The sequence below is a fragment of the Halorubrum sp. AD140 genome (assembly GCF_034497445.1).
Lineage (GTDB): Archaea > Halobacteriota > Halobacteria > Halobacteriales > Haloferacaceae > Halorubrum.
Map to the genome: position 1 here is coordinate 14,294 of NZ_JAXRUU010000023.1, position 14,609 is coordinate 28,902.

The following is a 14,609-nucleotide window of genomic DNA, read 5'->3' on the forward strand; positions in this document are numbered from 1 at the left end:
CGGTTCCGGCCCGCTCAGTAGCCGCGGACGATCAGGTAGTCCGCGAGGTCCTCGAGGAGGCTCCGGGAGCCCCCCTCGGGGAGCACCTCGAGGTGCTCTTTCGACCGCTCGGTGAGATCTTCGGCCGTCTCTCGGGCGTACGCGATGGAGCCGGTCTCCTCCAGGGCGGTCACCGCGTCCTCGATGGCCGACTCCGTGACATCGGCCGGTGTGTCGGCGTCGACGAGGCCGTCGACGTCGACGCCCTGCTGGCGCGCGTGGAGGGTGATCAGCGTCTCCTTCCCCTCGACGAGGTCGGAGCCGCGCTGCTTGCCCAGCTCCTCGGAGGGAACCGTCAGGTCGAGCACGTCGTCTTGGATCTGGAACGCCCGTCCCGAGTCGATCCCGTACTGGTACAGCGCGTCGACGATCTCGTCGTCCGCGCCGAGCAGGACGGCCGGCGTTGCGGCCGACGCGCCGTACAGGACCGCGGTCTTCAGCTCGACCATCTCCAGGTACTCCTCCGGCCGGATGTCGTCGCGCTCCTCGAAGGAGACGTCGAGCGCCTGCCCCTCGCAGATCTCGGTGCAGGTGGACGCGAGCAGTCGCATTGCCTCCAACCCGTTCGCCGGGTCCGCGCCCGTCTCCGTCATGAACTCGAACGCCTTCGAGTAGAGGGTGTCGCCGGCCAGGATCGCCGTCGACGTGTCGTACTGCTCGTGGACGGCGGGGACGCCCCGTCGGAGGTCGTCCTCGTCCATGATGTCGTCGTGGATCAGGGTGAACGACTGGATGACCTCGATGGCGACCGCCGCGCGCATCACGTCCACCTCGGTGCCGTCGAGGGCCGCGAACTCGCGGAAGTCCACGCTCATCGGGTCGCTCCCGGTAACGGCCTCGGCGGCGAGCGTCGCCACCGTCGGTCGGAGCCGCTTCCCGCCCGCTTCGAGGATGTATCGCGTCGCCTCGTAGAGACGCTCCGGGTGCTGTACCGGCAGCTCCTCGTCGATAGCGGCGTTGACCAGCTCACGCCGCTCGCGGATGGCGTCCAGCACCCGCGCCTCCTTCGTCTCGCTCGTCATTCGACGAGCTGGATGACGTTGCCGTTCTGCGTGACGTGGACGTCACGGCCGAGATTGTACCCCTGGGACTTCGCGAGGTTCACGTACGGTGAGCGGCCCTCCAAGGTCTGGTGGGCCGGGATCAGGTGCTGCGGCTGGAGCGCGTCGAGCATCTGGTAGTGGCCCTCCTCGCGGAGGTGGCCGGAGACGTGGATGTCGTCGTAGATGCGGGCGCCCTGCATCCGGAGGAGCTGTTCGGACTGGTAGCGCTGCCCCTCGTTGGTCGGCTCCGGGATGACGCTCGCGCTGAAGACGATCTTGTCGCCGTCGTCCAGTTCGTAGGGGGTCTCGCCGCGGCCCATGCGGGTGAGCATCGCGCGCGGCTCGCCCTGGTGACCCGTCACGATGGGGAGGAAGTTCCCCTTCCCCTCCTTCATGATGCGCTTGAACGCGCGGTCGACCGACTTCCGGTGGCCGTACATGCCGACGTCGCCCTGGAAGTCGACGAAGTCGAGCCGCTCGGCCGTGCCGGAGTACTTCTCCATCGAGCGGCCGAGCAGGACCGGCTGGCGGCCGATCTCGCGGGCGTACTCGACGAGCGTCTTCACGCGGGCGATGTGGGAGGAGAACGTCGTGGCGACGATCCCGCCGGTGTAGTCCTCCATCGAGGTCAGCGTGTCGTGGACGTGCTTTTTCGCGTACGACTCGGAGGGGGTTCGGCCCTTCCGGCCGGCGTTCGTGCAGTCCTCGATGTAACAGAGGACCCCCTCGTCCTGACGGCCGATCTCGTGGAACCGGTCCATGTCGATAGGGTCGCCGATGACGGGCGTGTGGTCCAGTCGCTTGTCGAGCCCGTAGACGATCGCGCCCTCGGGCGTGTGGAGGACCGGGTTGATCGCGTCGATGATCGAGTGGGTGACGTTGACGAACTCCATCTCGACCTGCTCGGAGTCGCCGATCCGCATCGTCCCGCCCGCCTCCATCTTCACGAGGTCGTTGTCGACCTGGAACTTCCCCTCGTCGGCGATCTGCTGTTTCACCAGCTCGATCGTGTACGGGGAACCGACGACGGGCGCGTCGTACCGGTGGGCCAGCTTCGGGATGCCCGCGATGTGGTCGAGGTGGCCGTGCGTGGGGACGATCGCCTGGACGTCGCCCTCCAGCTCGCTCATGACGCGGTCGTCCGGGATCGCGCCCATGTCGATCAGGTCGAGGCTGTGCATGCTCTCGGTCTCCACGTTGTCGTGGATGAGGACCTTACTGAGGTTCAGGCCCATGTCGAAGATGACGATGTCCTCGCCCGCTCGGACTGCCGTCATCTGTCGACCGACCTCTTCGTAACCGCCGAGTGTCGCAATTTCGATTTCCATGATGTGTCGTGTTGAACGCCGTGATCGGCGCTCCTCACTGAAACCCCGCAAGGAGCCGTCAGCGCTACGTCCTACCGCGCGTCATTGAGGCCCCGCTACGGCCGAGTCGACGTCGACTCACCGTGTCCCGCGGGAGTGTGGTATCTGGGGCTACAGTTGCGCAACGTAAAAACACCGGGGTTCGGCCGCCACCGCGATCGGGCGGGTGACGCGAGAAAGCGGAGAGAGAGAAACGCCCCGACACAGAGCGGGATACCCCCGGCACGGACCCGCTCTTCCCGGTATTTTTAATAGTGCGACGGGCGGCGTTACGAACAATGAGTGGACGACCCCTCGACGTGCTCGAAGCGTCGCTGGAGGAGCCTGTGACGGTGCATCTCAAAGACGGGACGACCTACTACGGCGTCCTGTCCGGCTACGACCAACACATGAACGTCGTCATCGAGCCAGAGGACGGGGTCGACGACCGCGTCGACGACGAGCTGGACGGGGAGTTCGCCGTCGCGATCGAAGACACAACGATTATACGCGGCGATAACGTCGTCACCATCAAAGCATGACCGGCTCCGGAACGCCCTCTCAAGGGAAAAAGAACAAGACGGTTCACGTGAAGTGCCGCCGCTGCGGCGAGAAGTCATACCACGTCAAGAAGGAGCGCTGCGCCTCCTGCGGCTTCGGGAGCTCCGCGAAGCGCCGCGACTACGCCTGGCAGTCGAAGGCCGGCGACAACTGACGGCGGCGTCTTTTCGATCGGCTCGTTCTCTCGACCTCGCAGCGACCGCTTCTCCCGCGTCCGCGACCGCGTCGATCGACCTCCGCAATCGCGCCGTCAGCCGATCTCCCGCAATCGCGCCGCCGGTCGAACCCCCACGGTCCCGCCGACGGCCGAACCCCCACGATCCCGCCGACGGCCGAACCCTTACTAACGGGCGTCGTCGAGGCCGGGCATGGACCTCTCCGTCGTCGACCTCTCTCCGGTCCCCGCGGACGGGACCGCGGCAGACGCCTTCGCGAACACGGTCGCCGCCGTCGAGCAGGCGGAGCGGCTCGGCTACTCTCGGTTCTGGGTCGCCGAGCACCACGGCCGGACCGATCGGCTCGCGGGCACGACCCCGGAGGTGCTCCTCGGCCGCCTCGCGGCGGCGACCGACGCGATCCGACTCGGCTCCGGCGCCGTCCTGCTCAACCACTACAGCCCGTTCAAGGTGGCCGAGTCGTTCGGGGTCCTCGACGGGCTCGCGCCGGGCCGCGTCGACGTCGGCGTGGGCCGAGCGAACGGGCCGGCGGCGGCCGACCGCGCGCTCGGGACGAGCCGCCGCGTCGAGAACCCGAACGAGGACCACGAAGCGCGGATCCGCGCGCTCGTGAGCCACCTCTACGACGACTACCCCGAGGGCCACGAGTACGCCGAGCTCGGCGTCCCGCGCTCCGGGGACGGTCCCCCGGTCCCGTGGGTGCTCGGGTCGAGCCCGTCGAGCGGCGAGATCGCGGGAACGCTCGGGCTCCGCTACTGCTTCGCCGGGTTCATCCGCCTCGGATTCGCGGAGCGCGCGTTCGCGGCCTACCGCGAGGCGTTCGACTCCGGCGTCCTCCCCGGCGGCCCCGACGAGCCGATGGGGATGGTCGCGGTCAACGCGGTCGCGGCGGAGACCGACCGGGCCGCGGCCCGCCGTCGCGCACCCGCGGAGGCGACGTTCAGGCGGATGCGACGCGGCGATCTCGGGGACTCGACGCCGACCGTCGAGGAGGCGATCGACGAGCTCGGCGGGGTCCCGGAGCCGACGCCCGCGACGCTCGACGCCGACGAGTGGCCGCAGTCGGTCTCCGGGAGCCCCGAGACGATCGCCGGAATCCTGGGCCAGCTCGCCGAACGCGTGGGCGTCGACGAGGTGATGATCCAGCACACGGTCCCCGACCACGGCGACGCGCTGGAGTCGCACGCGCTGCTCGCCGAGGCCGTCGGACTGGAGGCACGGGGCGACTGACGCGTCCGCGTCGGTTACCGATCGGGGGATGTAGGCGGGGACGGACCGGGAACAATTCGGCCGCCGGGTCAGTTGAGGTACGGGTTGTCGACCGGTCTGAACCGGTGGTTGCATGAGGGGCATTCGACTAACCGACGGCCGGTATCGGTGACGACGACTGCGAAGCGGCGGCTCCAGTCTCGGGTTCCGCACGCGGGGCACTGACGGGTGATAGGTGGCATCATGCCAAACTTGACGGTGGCGCTACCATCCCCTATCCGGCCGAGCGTCAAAGGTATGCCGGGCGACCGAGCGTCAAAGGTATGCCGGGCGACCGAGCGTCAAAGGTATGCCGGGCGACCGAGCGTCAAAGGTGTGCCGGGCGGCCAGCCGGCATCTGGACTGACCCGGTCGGTGATACGCACCGCGGGTACACTCCCGTGCCGAACGAACTCTCTGCATGCGGCAGGTCGATCGGTCTGGGCGACTATTCCACGCGCTCGCGGGCGGCGGCGATCAGCATCGGCAGCATGACGGTCGCGTCGCCGTAGACGGAGGCGTTGCGCGCGTCCGTCTCCAGTTTCCCCCACGACCGGGCCTCCTCTAGGGTCGCGCCGGAGAGCCCGCCGGTCGCCTCCGGGTCCATCGTGATCTGGACCGCGTAGTCGTACGCGCGGGGGGTGACGAGCATCGTCTGGAGGGTGAAGTTCTTCGGGACGCCGCCGCCGACGAGCAGGCAGCCGGCGTCGTCGGCCTCGAACGCGAGGTCGGTCAGGTCGGTCATGTCGTCGAGGGCGTCGAGCGTGAAGTCGGCCGTCTGCGCGTACATCCACGCCTGGAGCCCGAGCACGGAGTCCTGGACCGCGGGACAGTAGATCGGGACGTCGCACTCGTAGGCCGCGGCGGCGACGCCGGGGTCCTCGGCCACGTCGTCGCGCTCGTTGACCGCGGCGTTCGCGCGACCGAGCTCGCGCGTGAGGTCGGCGATTGAGACGGAGGCTCCTCCCACCAACTCCGGGAACACCTCCTCGCGGAGGTGTCCCTCGAACGCCGCGAAGTGCTCCTGGGGGAGGTAGACGTTGTAGATGCGGTCGACGCCCTCCTCGCGGAGCCCCTCGTCGTGTTCGCGGAGGCTCTTCTCGGGGTCGTGCGTCCGACCGTGGTGGTGTTTCCCCCCGATCGCCTCGATCGCGTCGTGCGTGAGGTTCGCCCCCGTGGTAACGAGCGCGTCGACGTACCCGTCGCGGATCAGCTCCGAGACGATCCGGCGCATCCCCGCGGGCACCATCGCGCCCGCCAGCGAGCAGAAGACGGTGCAGTCGTCGTTCGCGAACATCTCCGCCAGCACGTCGCCCGCCTCGTTGACCGCGGCCGCGCCGATGCCGGCGTCGCCGTATTCCTCGACCAGCTCGCCGACGGTCATGCCGGCCGTGGCGCGCGCGTGTCCGACCGGGTCCTCGTGGAACTCCTCGCGGTCGCCGTCGGCCGCCGCGTCCCCGTGCTCGTCCGCTCCTCCGTCGTCGTCTCTCTCTCCGGGCTCGTCGCCGTCGCTCATGCCGTGTACTGCGTCGGGCGACCGTTTGAAACGACCGATCTACCGGTCGAGCGAGCCGCCGCTCACCGGCGGGAACAGCGCCAGCTCGTCGCCCGCCTCCAGTGGGGTCTCTAACCCCTCGTCGTGGCGAACGCTCCGGCCGTTCCGGAGGACGTTGATGTGGTCGGCCACCGCGCCGTCGTCGAGCACTCGGTCCCGGAGGGCGGGGTGCGCGTCGAGCAGGGCGTCGAGCGCGTCGCCGACCGTGTCGCCCGGGGCTGCGTCCACGCCGACGGTCCGGTCGCCGGCGATCTCAGCGAGGTCCGCGAACAGCTTCCACTCCATACGCGTTCACCCGCGCGGACGCCTCAAGAGCGTTGCGTCCCCTCGCGCTCGTCGCCGTCGCCGCCGGCCGCCTCGACGGCGGTGTCGGGCTCGGCCGGGTCGTCGCCGTCATCGACTTCGGTCGCAGCGCCGTCCGCTCCGGCGCCGTCCGCCGCCGCGTCCGCCTCGAACCGGCGAATCGCGTCGGGGCGCCCGACGAGATACACGAGGTCGCCAGCGTCGAACGCGTACGCGCTCGGGGGGATCGGCAGGACGGGTCCGTCCGACCGGCGCACTGCGGCGACGACGACCGACACGTCCCCGACCCTGCTCCCGTCGAGGTCGCTGCCCGCCCCGACCGTCACCGCCGCCATCGTCTCGTCGGCGGTCCGGAGCAGGGAGGCGAACTCCCGGTCCGCCTGCGGCTCCGCCGGGAGCGTCACGATGCGGTACGCCTCCTCCTCGACGAGCCGCTCGGCGTCGGACTCGTCGAGCACGACGGTCGCGGCGTCACCGGCGACGCCGCGAAGCTCGCCGGTCGCCACGCGTTTCGGATCGGAGTCGGTCCGCCACAGCTGGATCATGTCGCCCGCGGTGGCGTTGTTCGGCGGATCGGCAGTCACGGCGACGGCGGCCGATCCGGGCGCGAGCGTCGGCCCGATCCCCGCCGCGCGGGAGCCCACCGCGAAGTAGTCGAGCTCCCCATCGTCGGTGACGTCGACGTCGACGTAGCCGACGCCGTAGTCGCTTTTCACCCGCGTGACGAGTCGTTCTCGGAGCTGTTCGCCGGAGAGTTTTCGGCCGAAAAGCAGCGTCTTCTCGGCGATCTCGGCCTTCTTCTCCGGCGAAACGGGGTCGTACGTCTCGATGTCCCGTATCTCCGCGGCCGGCGGGAGCGTGACCGACGTGAACCGCCCGACCGCTCGGACGACGTCGCTCAGTTCCCCTTCCAGCTGTCTGGCGCCCGAGAGCGCGAACACCTCGACCGCGAGCCGATCGCCGACGTGTTGACCGACCGGCGAGACGACCGCCGCGACGCCGAGCGAGACGACGTTGAAGAGGACGCTCTCCGGCTCGAGCAGGCTCGGGCTGTCGCCGACGGCGATCGCTCCCAGCGAGGTCGTGTTGAGGTACAGCGCGACGACGGAGACGCCGAGCAGCACGGTCACTCCCTCCGGGATCTCGGTGCGGAAGTACCACCGGTACGCCAGCGCCGCCGCGACCGCGAGCAGAAACGCGAGCGCGGCGAAGGTGACGAGCGTGACGGCGGCCTGCCGCGGGCGGGCGAAGCCGACGGCGACGGGTGACGCGGCGGCCGCCACGGTGGCCTCGGACGCCCCGATCGCCGCGGTCGTCGCGACTCCCGCGGCCGCCGCGGTCATCGGGCGGCCTCCGCGAACCGGTCGAGCGCGTCGCGGTTCCCCACGACGAACAGGTCGTCCTCGGCGGAGAGGTACTGAGAGCCGCTCGGGGCGATCGTCCACGACTCGTGTCGCGCCGCGAGGACGGCGACGTCGTACGTCTCCCGGACGCCGACCTCACCGATGGTGTGGCCGTCGAGCGGGCCGCCGGCCACGACGGACACCTTCCGGAACCGCTTGCCGGCGCGGCGGAGCAGCGACGTGACCTCGTACTCCCTGCGCGTGCCGCGGGAGAGCACTACCACCCGCCCCCGGCCCGCCCGCAGGAGCGCGGTCGCCTCCGACCGGTCGACGGCAACGGTCACTCGGCCCTCCCCGCCGGTCGTCGTCGGCGCTCCGGCCGCGACGGCCGCCGGCGGCGGCGCCGGCTCTCCGCCGTCCGGCCGCGAGCTCTCACCCGACTTCGCCGTCCCGCCGTCGGTCCGAGAGTCGCCGTCGGTTCGAGGGTCGCCGTCATGTCGCTCGGCGTCGGGGAGATCGCCGCCACCCGGGCCGGTCGCGCCGTTCGACGCCCCCGCGCCCGGCTCCGGCTTTCCGCTCGTCCGGGCGGCGAGAACGGTCCCGTCGACGGCGAGCCCGGACGCGATCACCCGAACCACGTCTCCCCTCGCGATCCCGGTCGGAACGAGTGCCGGAACGGACACCGCGCGCTTCCCTTGCGGGACCCGCTTGGAGAGCGCGCCCGTCGGCGGAGCGGCGGCCACCGTCGCGCGGGCCTGCTCGTCGATCCGGACGGAGACGTCCGCAAGGTCGAGTTCGGTCCGGAGCCGCTCGGCGAATCGGTCCTCCAGCTCGACGAGCGGGAGGTCGGCGGGGAACCGCCACTCGCCCTCGAGGACCGCGCGGCGCGTCTCGGCCGGCAGCGGCGGGTATCCCTCCATGTCGTTCACCTCTCCCGCGACCTCGACGGTGACCCGTCCCCGTCCGCCGACCAGTTCGACGACGTCGGTCGAGAGGGTCCGATCGCGGAGCTGCTGGAGTGAGAGCCGCTTCGGTACGCTGGCGCCGAGCGTGTCACCTTGTGAGTGCGCGTACAGCGAGAGCATCAGGATGACGATGATCGCCGTGAGAACCGCCGGCGCGCGCTCGGAGGACCGGATCGTCTCGTCGTTGAGCGCGAGCAGGCCGCCGTTGATGCCGGCGAGCGCGAGCGCGAGGACGACCACCCCGAGCCCCGGGATCGTCACCCCGGTGACGTACTTGAACACGAATCCGAGGACACCGGAGACCAGCGCGGGGACGATCCCCGTGATGATCCCGAGGTAGATTCCGAAGACGATCTCGACGGGCAGTGCCATATACGCCTCACACGCGTGGGAGTGAACTTAAACGTGTATCGGCGCGTCGGCACTCGACGCCGGCCCGCGCTCGCGGGGTTTAAGTCCGGCGTCGGCGACGGCCTGATATGGAGCTGACCCGTGACTGGGTGACCGTGCGGGCGTCCGTCGCCCTGACCTTCGCGGTCGCGGTCCTGTCGATCCTCGCCGGCCTGGCTCAGATCGGCGGTCTCGGCGTCGACGGGCCGCTCGCCCCCTACGTCCCCGACGTCGTCCGGCAGACGGTCGGGTTCACGGGAACGATCACCGGGTTCTCGATGCTCGGCAGCGGCTTCGCGCTGAAGAACGGGTACCGCGTCGGCTGGTACTCCACGGCGATCCTGCTGCCGCTGACCGCCGTCCAGGGGCTGATGCAGGCGTCGGTCCTCTCCTTCCCGCTGGTGGCGCTGTCGGTCCTGTCGGTCCCCGCGCTCGTCTTCAACCGCGGGCGATTCGACCGGACGTTCTCGCCGTCGCCGACGCAGCTCGCGGCGACCGCCGCGCTCGTGACCGCCGTCTCGTACGGGACGGTCGGCACGTACGCGCTCCGCGACCAGTTCGACGGGGTGGAGACGATCGTCGACGCCTTCTATTTCACCGTGGTCACCGCCTCCACGGTGGGGTACGGAGACGTGACTCCCCGAGTCGGCCCGGCCGCCGACATCTCCCAGCTGTTCGTCGTCTCCTCGCTCGTGATGAACGTCGCCGCCTTCGCGGTGGCCCTCGGGGTCCTGATCACGCCGGCCATCGAGGCGCAGCTCTCCAAGGCGCTCGGAAAGATGACAGACAACCAGATAGACCTCCTCGACGACCACGTCCTCGTGCTCGGCTACGGGGACCTGACGGAACCGATTCTCGAAGAGCTCGGCGCCCGCGACGGCGTCGAGTACGCCGTCGTGACGACCGACGAGACGGCCGCCAGGCGGCTCGCCGAGCGCGAGGTCCCGGTGCTCACCGCGGACCCGAGCGACGTCGAGCCGCTCGAGCGGGTGAACCTCGCTGGCGCCCGTGCGGTCGTCGTCGCGACCGAGGACGACGCGCGCGACGCGCTCGCGATCCTCACCGCTCGTCAGCTCAACCCCGACGTCCGGATCGTGGCGGCGGCGACGCAGCGTGAGAACGTCGACAAGCTCCGGCGCGCCGGCGCCGACCAGGTCATCTCGCCGTCGACGCTCGGCGGACACATCCTCATCGACTGCGCGTTCGGCGCCGACAGCGCCGACGCCACCGAGGGGATACTCGACGACGTCGACCTCGGCGACTGAGGTCGGTCCGACGGTCGTCTCGCGGACCGACGGCCCGCTGTCGTCCCGCCGTCGTCAGCGACTCTGTCGGCCCTTCGTCTGGCGATAGTCACGACCCAACACGTTCTCTCGCACGTGCTCGCGGAACGCGTCCACGTCCGCCTCCGTCATCGCGTCCGGCTCCATCATTGGGACCAGCTCGAAGCCCCGGCCCCGGATCGTCGTCGCGTGTTCGGCCTCGACGTCGAAGGAGTCGGGTCGCCGCGTCGTGTACTCGATCGCCAGCTCTCGGAGGGGTCGCTCTCCGACGGGAACGAGTATCTGCGGGTTTATCATCCGGATCTCGGCGTTGAGGAACGGCTCGCAGGTGTCGACCTCGCGGTCGGTCGGCTCGCGTTCGGGGTGGCGACAGCGCGTCAGGTTCGTGAAGAAGACGTTCTGCACGTCGGGCTCCGCCGCGTCCGGCGACGACCGGACGAATCCGAGGTCGGCGAAGATCGACTGGACCCGCTCGCCAGCCCCGGCACCGGTGAAGGGGACACCGTTTTCCTCGGCGGCCGCGGTCGGTCGGGTCCCGACGACGAGAAACTCCGCGCCGACGTCGCCGTAGCCGTGGACGACGCGCTCGCGGGCGGCGCACAGCTCGGGACAGTTCTCGCACGCCTCGTCCATTCCGAACGGGTTTCGGAACTCCTGTTGGTTCGCGTCCACGCCCGTTCTGCGGCCCGCAGGTCCCTAAACGCTCCGCTGACGGGGTGAGACGATCAGAAGACGGACCGATCGCGTCGACCGGGTCGCGAGGTCAGTTCAGCGCGTACGTGTCGCCGTCGGAGTCGACCATCCCCTCGCGCTTGAGGGTCTTCAGAATGCTGTACAGCGAGATCTTCTTCATCCCGAGCGAGTCGCCCATCTCGGAGACGGTGGCGTCGCCGGTCGTGGTCAGGTACAGGTACACGAGCTTCGCGCGGGGAGACTGCAGCTCCGGCGGCAGCGCCGGCGCCGAGGCGCGTGCGGTCTCTGTGTGTATCATCTTGTTCGACCCGTCGTTTTCGACGATAATAAATCCCCTATTCAACGATCGTCGAATGCGGTGGAAGTGGGGATTCTCTCGACGGTGCGCGCGTAACGCGCCCGTTCCTCGCAGACTGTCGTCCGAGACGACCGCCGAACGCGCAGCCGTTTTCGACCGACGACGGATAAGAGACCGTGAAGAATCCGGAACGATCGTGTCCGTTTCGACGGCTCAGTACGAGCGCGTCTTGGGCTCGTACGTCTTGGTCTCGCCCTCGAGGATCGTCGGCTTGTACCAGAGCTCGGGCTCGCCGTCGTTCCACGAGACGAGCGTGTGTTTCAGCCAGTTCTCGTCGTCGCGCTCCTGGCGCTCCTTGCGCCAGTGGGCGCCGCGGAACTCCCGCCGCGCGAGCGCGCCCATCGTGAGCGCCTCGGCGATGTCGAGGATGTTCCGCGTCTCCATCGTGTGAATGAGGTCGGTGTTGAACGTCCGGGATGGGTCCGAGACGGCGACGTCCTTGTACGCCTCGCGCGCCTCGCGGAGGTCGACGAGCGCCTCCTTCAGGCCGCCCTCCTCGCGGAACACGTTGACGTTGGCGGTCATCGTCTCCTGGACCTGCGAGCGGATCTCCGCGTGGTTGCGACCCTTCCGCGAGAGGAGCTCGTCGACGCGGGCCTTGGCGCGCTCGACTTCCGCTTCGAGCACGCCGTCGGGGTCCGTCGCCACCGCGCCGCCGTCGGCCGCGGCGGGGCCTTGCCCGCCGACCTCGCCGACCTCGACCTCGAACTCGTACTCAGCGGGCTCCCACTCGCCCCGCTTGCCGGTCGGGATCTCGGCTTCGCCCAGGTCCTCGCCGGCCGCGTGACGCCCGGCGCGCTTGCCGAAGACGATGAGTTCGGGGAGCGCGTTTCCGCCGAGGCGGTTCGCACCGTGGACCGACGCGCAGGCGCACTCGCCCGCGGCGTACAGGCCGTCGATGGCGGTCTCGCCGAACTCGTTCGTCTCGATGCCGCCCATCGCGTAGTGCTGACCCGGCTTGACCGGCATCGGCTCCGTGAGCCCGTCGGCGCCCTCGAAGTCCTCCGCGAGGTGGAGGATGTTCTCCAGCCGGTCGAGGATGCGCTCTTCACCCAGGTGCCGCATGTCGAGGTGGACGTACTCGTCCTCGATGCCGCGCCCCTCGTTGACCTCGGTCAGCTCGGCGCGCGAGACCACGTCTCGGGAGGCGAGCTCGCCGTCGTTGTTCGCGTAGCCGTGCTCGAACATAAAGCGCTCGCCCTTGCGGTTGTAGAGGATGCCCCCCTCGCCGCGGACCCCCTCGGAGATCAGGACGCCGGTCGACGGCAGCGTCGTCGGGTGGAACTGGATGAACTCCATGTCCTCCATCGGGACGCCAGCGCGGTACGCCATCGCGACGCCGTCGCCGGTGTTCGCGACCGCGTTCGTAGTGTGATCGAACACCTGGCCCATCCCCCCGGTCGCGAGGATGACGCCGTTCTCGGCGCGGAAGCCGCTGACCTCGCCGCTCTGGATGTCGTACGCCACGACCCCGTGGCAGGTGCGGTCGGCCGGGTCGTCCTCGTCGGTGACGGCGAGGTCCATCACGTGCCACTCGTCGTACACCGTGATTCCTCGTTTGACCACCTGCTCGTACATCGTGTGGAGCATCTGGTGGCCGGTCTCGGCGCCGGCGTAGGTGGTGCGCGGGAACGACAGCCCCCCGAACGGGCGCTGTGAGACGCGGCCGTCGTCCTCGCGGGAGAACGGCATCCCCCAGTGTTCCAGGCGGATCACCTCCTCCGGACTCTCCTGACAGAGGGCCTCGACCGCCGGCGCGTCGCCGAGGTAGTCCGACCCCTTCATGGTGTCGTACGCGTGGTCCTCCCAGGAGTCGGCGTCCCGCAGCGCCGCGTTGATTCCTCCCTCGGCCGCGCCCGTGTGCGAGCGGACCGGGTGGAGCTTCGAGACGATGGCCACGTCGGCCCCCGCTTCCTGTGCCGCGATCGCCGCCCGGAGTCCCGCCCCCCCGGCGCCGACAACGATGACGTCGTGTTCGTGCATTGTAGGTATGATATGTCGTTGTTTCCGGAGTCCCTTGAGGGTGTCTCCCGTGCTCACCAGAACTTCAGGTTGCTCTTTACCGCCTCGCGTTTCAGCTCCTGGATGTGCTCGGTGAGGGGGATGTCCTTCGGGCACACCTCGGTACAGGAGAACTGCGTCTGACACCGCCAGACGCCGTGCTCCTGTTCGATGATCTCCAGCCGCTTCTGTTTGATCTCCTCGCCCTCGCGCTCGTCCATCGCGAACCGGTACGCCTTGTTGATCGCGGCGGGCCCCAGGTACTCGTTGTCGCCCGCGGCGATGTTACACGAGGACATGCACGCGCTACACCAGATACACCGGGTCGACATCTTCACCTTCTCGCGGTTCTCCCGCGACTGGCGCTGTTCCTCCAGCTCGCCGTCCGGCAGGTCGTTCGTCTGGAAGTACGGCTCGACGGCCTCCATCTGGTCGTAGAAGTGCTCCAAGTCGACGACGAGGTCCTTCGTCACCTCGGCGTGCGGGAGCGGCTCGACGCGGATCGGCTCGTCGAGCTCCGAGATCTGGGTCTTACACGCGAGCTTCTGGCCGCCGTTGACGAACATCGCGTCGGACCCGCAGATCGCCTGCCGGCAGGAGTGGCGGAACGTGAGCGAGGAGTCGTAGTTGTCCCGCGAGTACATCAGCGCGTCGAGGACGGTCATCCCCTTCGTGAACGGGACGTGGAACGTGTCGAACCGGGGCTCCTGTTTCCCCTCGACCTCGGGGTCGTAGCGGAACACCTTCAGCTCGATCGTGTCCTCGTCGGCCGCCGCCTTCTCCGCCGCTTCGGCCTCCCGCTGGCGTCGCGCTTCCTCGGCGCGACGACGCTTCTCGGCCCGCCGCTCGTCCCCTCTCGACGGGACGTCGGCCTCGCTCTCGGTTTCGCTCGATTCCTCGGTCTGTTTGGGTATCTGTGTGCTCATGGTCGGCTCAGTAGAGTCCGATTCCCGCCCACGCGTTCGCGGTTCGGACGCCCTGGACGATCAGGACGACGCTCGCGGCGACGAGTGTCCACTTGACGACGGCGCGTTTGGTGCCGGTCAGCCCCTGGTTGATGAGGGCGTTGTACACGCCGTTGACGCCGTGGAACGTCGCCGTCAGCAGGAACAGGATCATCAGCGAGTAGTAGCTCAGCTGCTCCATGCGCGCCGAGCTCGCGAGGAACGACACCTCGTCGGCGTGGTGGACGAAGTGGAGCAGGAAGAAGTGGAACGCCAGCACGACGAGCAGGAACGCCGCCGTGACGCGCTGGAGCAGCCACATCCGACCGCCGGACTCGAACGAGGAGTAGCGCTCGGCCAT

At 69.2% G+C, this 14,609-nt stretch carries 15 protein-coding genes; 4 read left to right on the plus strand and 11 right to left on the minus strand.

What is annotated here, in order from left to right; translation table 11 throughout:
* Positions 1 to 14: 14 nt before the first annotated feature.
* Entirely contained in the window at positions 15 to 1,061 is a 1,047-nt protein-coding gene (locus U4E84_RS07835) for a geranylfarnesyl diphosphate synthase (RefSeq protein WP_322531543.1), read from the minus strand.
* A complete protein-coding gene (locus U4E84_RS07840; protein WP_322531544.1) occupies positions 1,058 to 2,410 on the minus strand; it encodes a ribonuclease J in 1,353 nt (450 codons plus the stop codon). Before U4E84_RS07840 ends, U4E84_RS07835 begins: the two co-directional genes overlap by 4 nt.
* Before the next feature lie 317 nt (positions 2,411 to 2,727).
* Here U4E84_RS07840 and U4E84_RS07845 point away from each other — a divergent pair, with 317 nt between their 5' ends.
* From U4E84_RS07845 to U4E84_RS07855, 3 genes are all read left to right on the plus strand, one after another.
* Entirely contained in the window at positions 2,728 to 2,970 is a 243-nt protein-coding gene (locus tag U4E84_RS07845) for an LSM domain-containing protein (protein WP_322531545.1), read from the plus strand.
* Entirely contained in the window at positions 2,967 to 3,143 is a 177-nt protein-coding gene (locus U4E84_RS07850) for a 50S ribosomal protein L37e (protein ID WP_322531546.1), read from the plus strand. The genes U4E84_RS07845 and U4E84_RS07850 overlap by 4 nt, the downstream gene beginning before the upstream one ends.
* Positions 3,144 to 3,357: 214 nt before the next feature.
* The gene (locus tag U4E84_RS07855) at positions 3,358 to 4,395 is read left to right on the plus strand and encodes an MsnO8 family LLM class oxidoreductase (RefSeq protein ID WP_322531547.1); all 1,038 of its coding nucleotides are present in this window, start codon (positions 3,358 to 3,360) and stop codon (positions 4,393 to 4,395) included.
* A gap of 466 nt (positions 4,396 to 4,861) precedes the next feature.
* Here U4E84_RS07855 and U4E84_RS07860 read toward each other — a convergent pair whose 3' ends face one another.
* From U4E84_RS07860 to U4E84_RS07875, 4 genes are read right to left on the minus strand one after another with little or no spacing between them, the layout of a single operon-like run.
* Positions 4,862 to 5,929, minus strand: coding sequence for a deoxyhypusine synthase (locus tag U4E84_RS07860; protein ID WP_322531548.1), 1,068 nt, complete (start codon positions 5,927 to 5,929; stop codon positions 4,862 to 4,864).
* Positions 5,930 to 5,968: 39 nt separating this feature from the next.
* Positions 5,969 to 6,253, minus strand: coding sequence for a ubiquitin-like small modifier protein 1 (locus U4E84_RS07865; RefSeq protein WP_322531549.1), 285 nt, complete (start codon positions 6,251 to 6,253; stop codon positions 5,969 to 5,971).
* Between the two features lie 23 nt (positions 6,254 to 6,276).
* The gene (locus U4E84_RS07870; RefSeq protein WP_322531550.1) at positions 6,277 to 7,614 is read right to left on the minus strand and encodes a potassium transporter TrkA; all 1,338 of its coding nucleotides are present in this window, start codon (positions 7,612 to 7,614) and stop codon (positions 6,277 to 6,279) included.
* Positions 7,611 to 8,951 (minus strand): TrkA C-terminal domain-containing protein, encoded by a 1,341-nt coding sequence (locus U4E84_RS07875; RefSeq protein ID WP_322531551.1) that lies wholly within the window; start codon positions 8,949 to 8,951, stop codon positions 7,611 to 7,613. The genes U4E84_RS07870 and U4E84_RS07875 overlap by 4 nt, the downstream gene beginning before the upstream one ends.
* Before the next feature lie 107 nt (positions 8,952 to 9,058).
* Between U4E84_RS07875 and U4E84_RS07880 the strand changes: the two genes are divergently transcribed.
* On the plus strand, positions 9,059 to 10,234 hold the full coding sequence (locus U4E84_RS07880; RefSeq protein WP_322531552.1) for an NAD-binding protein: 1,176 nt from the start codon (positions 9,059 to 9,061) through the stop codon (positions 10,232 to 10,234).
* A 54-nt stretch (positions 10,235 to 10,288) separates the two neighbouring features.
* Here U4E84_RS07880 and U4E84_RS07885 read toward each other — a convergent pair whose 3' ends face one another.
* The 5 genes from U4E84_RS07885 to U4E84_RS07905 all read right to left on the minus strand — a co-directional run bounded on the left by U4E84_RS07885 (position 10,289) and on the right by U4E84_RS07905 (position 14,609).
* Positions 10,289 to 10,924 (minus strand): uracil-DNA glycosylase, encoded by a 636-nt coding sequence (locus tag U4E84_RS07885; protein ID WP_322531553.1) that lies wholly within the window; start codon positions 10,922 to 10,924, stop codon positions 10,289 to 10,291.
* 91 nt (positions 10,925 to 11,015) lie between these two features.
* A complete protein-coding gene (locus tag U4E84_RS07890; protein ID WP_322531554.1) occupies positions 11,016 to 11,243 on the minus strand; it encodes a TrmB family transcriptional regulator in 228 nt (75 codons plus the stop codon).
* 213 nt (positions 11,244 to 11,456) lie between these two features.
* Positions 11,457 to 13,286, minus strand: a complete 1,830-nt coding sequence (locus U4E84_RS07895; protein ID WP_322531555.1) for an FAD-binding protein — start codon at positions 13,284 to 13,286, stop codon at positions 11,457 to 11,459.
* A gap of 53 nt (positions 13,287 to 13,339) precedes the next feature.
* Positions 13,340 to 14,230 (minus strand): succinate dehydrogenase/fumarate reductase iron-sulfur subunit, encoded by an 891-nt coding sequence (locus tag U4E84_RS07900; RefSeq protein WP_322531556.1) that lies wholly within the window; start codon positions 14,228 to 14,230, stop codon positions 13,340 to 13,342.
* Positions 14,231 to 14,237: 7 nt separating this feature from the next.
* On the minus strand, positions 14,238 to 14,609 hold the full coding sequence (locus U4E84_RS07905; RefSeq protein WP_322531557.1) for a succinate dehydrogenase: 372 nt from the start codon (positions 14,607 to 14,609) through the stop codon (positions 14,238 to 14,240).